Source organism: Kitasatospora sp. NPDC057512 (genome assembly GCF_042802135.1).
Classification (GTDB): Bacteria; Actinomycetota; Actinomycetes; order Streptomycetales; family Streptomycetaceae; genus Kitasatospora.
Map to the genome: position 1 here is coordinate 1 of NZ_JBHVET010000711.1, position 4381 is coordinate 4381.

At 76.3% G+C, this 4381-nt stretch carries 4 protein-coding genes; all 4 read right to left on the reverse strand.

The genetic code is table 11. The annotated features are described in order from the left end of the window. Window positions 1-34: 34 nt before the first annotated feature. Window positions 35-844, reverse strand: a complete 810-nt coding sequence (locus ACFU6K_RS32355) for a hypothetical protein (protein WP_380669109.1) — start codon at window positions 842-844, stop codon at window positions 35-37. Window positions 845-946: 102 nt separating this feature from the next. After that, the gene (locus tag ACFU6K_RS32360; RefSeq protein ID WP_074000930.1) at window positions 947-1756 is read right to left on the reverse strand and encodes an ABC transporter permease; all 810 of its coding nucleotides are present in this window, start codon (window positions 1754-1756) and stop codon (window positions 947-949) included. Next, window positions 1753-2751, reverse strand: coding sequence for an ABC transporter ATP-binding protein (locus ACFU6K_RS32365; RefSeq protein ID WP_380669111.1), 999 nt, complete (start codon window positions 2749-2751; stop codon window positions 1753-1755). Before ACFU6K_RS32365 ends, ACFU6K_RS32360 begins: the two co-directional genes overlap by 4 nt. A 129-nt stretch (window positions 2752-2880) precedes the next feature. Beyond that, complete coding sequence (locus tag ACFU6K_RS32370) at window positions 2881-4164, reverse strand: NYN domain-containing protein (RefSeq protein WP_380669113.1); 1284 nt, start codon at window positions 4162-4164, stop codon at window positions 2881-2883. Between the last annotated feature and the right edge of the window lie 217 nt (window positions 4165-4381).

The window sequence follows — 4381 nt, forward strand, 5'->3', positions numbered from 1 at the left end:
GGGACGACCCGCACCACCCCGCGCCCGACCACGCTCAGCGCTCCGTACCGCTCCCCGCACCGTTTCCGGCGCCGCTGCCCGCACCCGGCCCGGCCCACGGCCCGGTCGGCGCCTCCGCGGAGGGCCCCGCCGAGGGCCCCGCCGAGGGCCCCGCCGAGGGCACCACCGGGGGCCCCGCCAGCGGAGCCTGCACCACCGGCGCCCAGTACGGCGGCGGGTCCTCCTCCCGCTTCCCGAACGCGGCCGAGAGCAGGAGCAGCACCACCATCGCCGTCATCGGCCAGACCAGCAGCGCCCCCAGCGCCCCCAGGTCGATGCCCGCGTCGAAGTGCCCGCCGTTGCCGACCCGCCGGGCCTCGCCGATCAGGTCGCCGCTCGGCCCGAGCCACCGCCCGATCCGCCAGGCCCCGATCGATCCGAGCAGCCCGCCGACGGTCAGCCCCAGCGCGACCGCGATGCCGCCGCCGCGCCGCCGGGTGACCAGGAAGGCGCCGAGCGCGGTCAGGATCCCGGCCCCCAGGCCGATGAGTACGAACACCGCGTCGGCCCCGGCCCGCTGCTCGCCCTCGGGGTCGGCGTACAGGATGCGGTCGCCGTCCACCACGAGCGGCACCTTCGGCGCCAGCCAGGCCCACAGTCCGGCCATCACCAGGCCGGCCACCAGGCAGGCGACCACGACCCCCGCCCCGACCCGCACCTCCGGCAGCAGCCGCCGCCCCAGCGGAATCGTCCCGTGGCCGAGGGCGGTGGCCCCGTGCGGCGGCGCGAACGGGTCGGGCGCAGCGTCCGGCACCGCCTGCACATCGGCGGGGGCGGGATCCGGAGGTGTGTTCGGTACGGTCACGCGCCCCATCGTTTCACGACGGCCACTCGAACGACCCACCCGTACCCGCCACCGCGCCCACCGGTCGTGGGCCCGCTCCGCAACGCCCGCCCGCAGGACGCCCTACCGCGAGACCGCCCGCCGGTACGCCCAGGTGGCGACGGCCAGCGACACCACGCCCACCCCCGCGCAGACCGCCAGGTCGACGAGCACCAGCGCCCAGTCCGGGTCCGGCGCGAAGGTCCGCGCGAAGGCGTCCACCCCGTACGTGGACGGCAGCAGGTCCCGCAGCCACTGCACCGGCTGCGGCAGGTGGTCGACCGGCAGGACGCCCAGCAGCAGGGCGGCCGACATCCCGAGCTGCCCGAGCATCGTCGCGAGCTCCTGCCGCGGCGCCAGCAGCCCGCAGGCCGCCCCCAGCCCCGACAGCGCGGCCCCGGCCAGCGGCACGACCGCCAGCAGCACCCACAGCTGCCCGAGCGGCAGCCCGAACATCACCGCCCCGAACGCCGCCGTGGCGAGCGTCCCGGGCAGGGTGAAGGAGGCGTACGCGGCGGCCGTCCCCAGCACCACCGAGGCGGCCGGCACCGGCAGCGTCGCGTAGTGGTCGAGCCCGCCGGTGGCCCGCAGCTTCCCGAAGTACTGGGCGAGCAGGTTCAGCGCGACGAACGCCACCACCAGTACGCTCGACCCGGCGACCACCGACCGCGCCGCCGAGGACTGCCCGGCGTCCACCACGCCCCGCATCATCACCAGGATGCCGACGGACTGGAAGGTGGCCACGAACAGCAGCGGGATGCGCGCCACCCGCGCCCGGGCGAGCTGCGCCCGGTACACGGCCGCGAGCGCCGGCAGCAGCCTGGCCGCGGGGGCGAGCGGGGCGGGGGCGGCCGTGGACCGGTCGGTCCGCGGCGGCACCGAGAGCAGCGTCACTTGGCCAGTCCTCCGTGGCGGCCGCCCAGCTTGAGGTAGGCGTCCTCAAGGCTCGGGGTGGCGAGGGTGAAGTCGTCGAGCGCGGCGAAGGCCGGGCCGGTGGTGACGGCGGCGACCAGTTCGCGGGCCTGCTCGGGGGTGGTGCGGACGGTCCAGCGGCGCCCGGTGCACTCGGCCCGTTCGCGCAGCGCGGCGACGGCGGGCACGCCGAGCGGCGCCTCGTCCCGCCAGACCAGGTCGAGCCGGACGTCGCCGTCCACCAGCGCCTTGAGCCCGCCGGGCGTGTCGCAGGCGATCACCCGGCCGTCGTCGACCACGGCGACCCGGTCGAGCACCGTCTCGGCCTCGATCACGTTGTGGGTGACCAGCAGCACCGTCGTCCCGTGCTCGGCGCGCCGCCGGTCCACGGCGCTCCACACGGCGCGCCGGGCCACGGGGTCCATGCCGGTGGTGGGCTCGTCCAGGACGAGCAGCGGCCGTTCCCCCACCAGGGTGGCCGCGAAGCAGGCGAGCCGCCGCTGTCCGCCGGACAGCTTGGCGAGCGGCCTGGCGGCGATCGGCTCCAGCCCGAGTTCGGTCAGCACCTCGGCGGCCGCGCCGCGGGCCTGCGCCCGGGTGAGTCCGCGCAACCGCCCGGTGGTCTCGGCGGCGAGCGCGACCGTCAGCTCGTCCAGCGCGGTGGATTCCTGCCCGAGGTAGCCGAGCAGCCGGGCGGCCCGCTCGGGGTGCCGCACGATGTCGTGGCCGAGGATCTCGACGGAGCCCGCGTCGGGGCGCAGCAGCCCGGTGAGCTGGCGCACCAGTGTCGACTTGCCGGCTCCGTTCGGCCCGAGCAGCCCGAAGACCTCGCCCTGGCGGACGGTGAGGCTGATCCCGTCGTTGGCCCGGATCTCGGTGGCGGCCGCGCCGCGCCCGCTGCGGTAGGTCCTGACCAGGTCGCGCACGGCCACGCACGGCAGGGGTTCCTCGGGTGCTCGCCCCGCCGTCTCGCTCACGACCGAAGACTCTACGCGTTCATACGGGCGAACCGGACAACGGGGCCCCGCCCGCGCCCGGGCCGCCGACCTGGCGGGTCGTCCGCCGGGCCGCCGCGGCCCTCGGACCCCCTCGGTCGTCGCGCCGGGTCAGTCGTCGACGACCATCGACCCGCCCGGCACCCGCGCCGCCAGTTCCTTCCAGAACCCGGCCCGGATGGCGTAGCGGTCGTGCTCGTCGATCTGGTCGTCCTTGTGCGCCAGCAGCCCGAAGCGGGCGGCGTAGCGCAGCAGCTCGCCGTCCACCCGGTGCGGGATGCGCGGGTAGTCGGGCCAGAGCATGGTCAGTCTTTCCGCGTCGCCGACGCGTTCGCTCCAGCGGCGGGCGAAGACCTGCCCGACCTCGTGGGCGTCGCCGCCGATGGAGGTGATGTCCTCCTCGCGGTCGGCCCAGCGCTGCTCGGCGGTGGTGAGCTGGGCGAGGGTGGGCAGGCTGTCGCCGGCGGTGACGGCGGGCTCCGGGACGGGCCGGTCCACCCAGCCGCGGTCGGAGGACCAGCGCAGCACCGGCCCGGTCTGTGCGACGGCCCCGTTCCCGTTCACGCCGTGGCCGTTGCTGCCGTTCGCCACCGGGGTGATCGCGGTGACCGGGGTGACGGAGGAGGCCCGCCCGGCCAGGTCCTTCGGCGTCGGTACGACCTTGAGCGCGGCCGCGGCCGGCTGCGGCTGTCCGTTGGTGGCGGGGGCGGCGCCCGCCGGGGCCGCGGCCGCGGCCGCCGGACGGACCACCGGCGGCACCACGGTGGGCAGCGGGGCGGCCGGCGGGGCGGCGAGGATCTTGGCGATCTCCTGCCGGGCCCCCGGGGCCGGGAACAGGCTGGAGTGCTCCCGCAGGGAGAAGGACCCCTCGATCCACTCCCGGTCCAGCACCCGCCGCTCGTCCGCCTCGCCGACCAGGTCCTCGGACTGGTTGAAGTCGCCGTCGGCGGCCTGCAGGGCCCACAGGTGGACGGCCACCCCGTGCTCCTTGGCGGTCATCATCCCGGGCAGCAGGTCCCCGTCGCCGGTGATCAGCACGACGTCGGCGCAGGCCCGGTTGCGGGCGAGCTCGGAGAGTTCGGCGTGCATCGCGGCGTCCACGCCCTTCTGCACCCAGCGCCCCTCGGCCCGGGTGAGGGCGCCGAGCCGTACGGTGACCCGGGGCAGGACCCGCAGCCGCCGGTGCTCGGGCATCGGGCGCCGGTCGGGCGCGGCGTCGAACCAGTAGATCCGCAGCAGCGGCAGGCCGGTCTCGGCCTCGGCGCGTTCGCGCAGTGCGGCGATCAGGGCCGTGTGGTTCACGGTGACCTTGGAGCGGGACGGATCCCCCGCGAGCAGGCTGGCGGCGGCGCCCAGCAGATATCCGGCGTCCACCAGGACGACACAGCGGTCCATCGCGCACCTCTTTTCGCTCGCCCTCGGAACCAGTCGGGTGGGTCGATTCGGGAATGGGCGGTCCGCCCGCCGTCCGGGCGTGCCGAGGTGAGGGGCCCCCGTCGTCGCCCGATCGTTGGGTCACCTTTTACCCGCGGTTCGCCTGCCGAACCTCGCCGGTTGTCCCGGTAGCGCAACGGCCGTCCCAACGAGGAGCAAACAAAAGCGAAGGCGGGCC

Coding starts and splice junctions, on each gene's coding strand:
- ACFU6K_RS32370 (WP_380669113.1), bottom strand. CDS start 4,164: ATGGACCGCTGTGTCGTCCTGGTGGACGCCGGATATCTGCTGGGCGCC.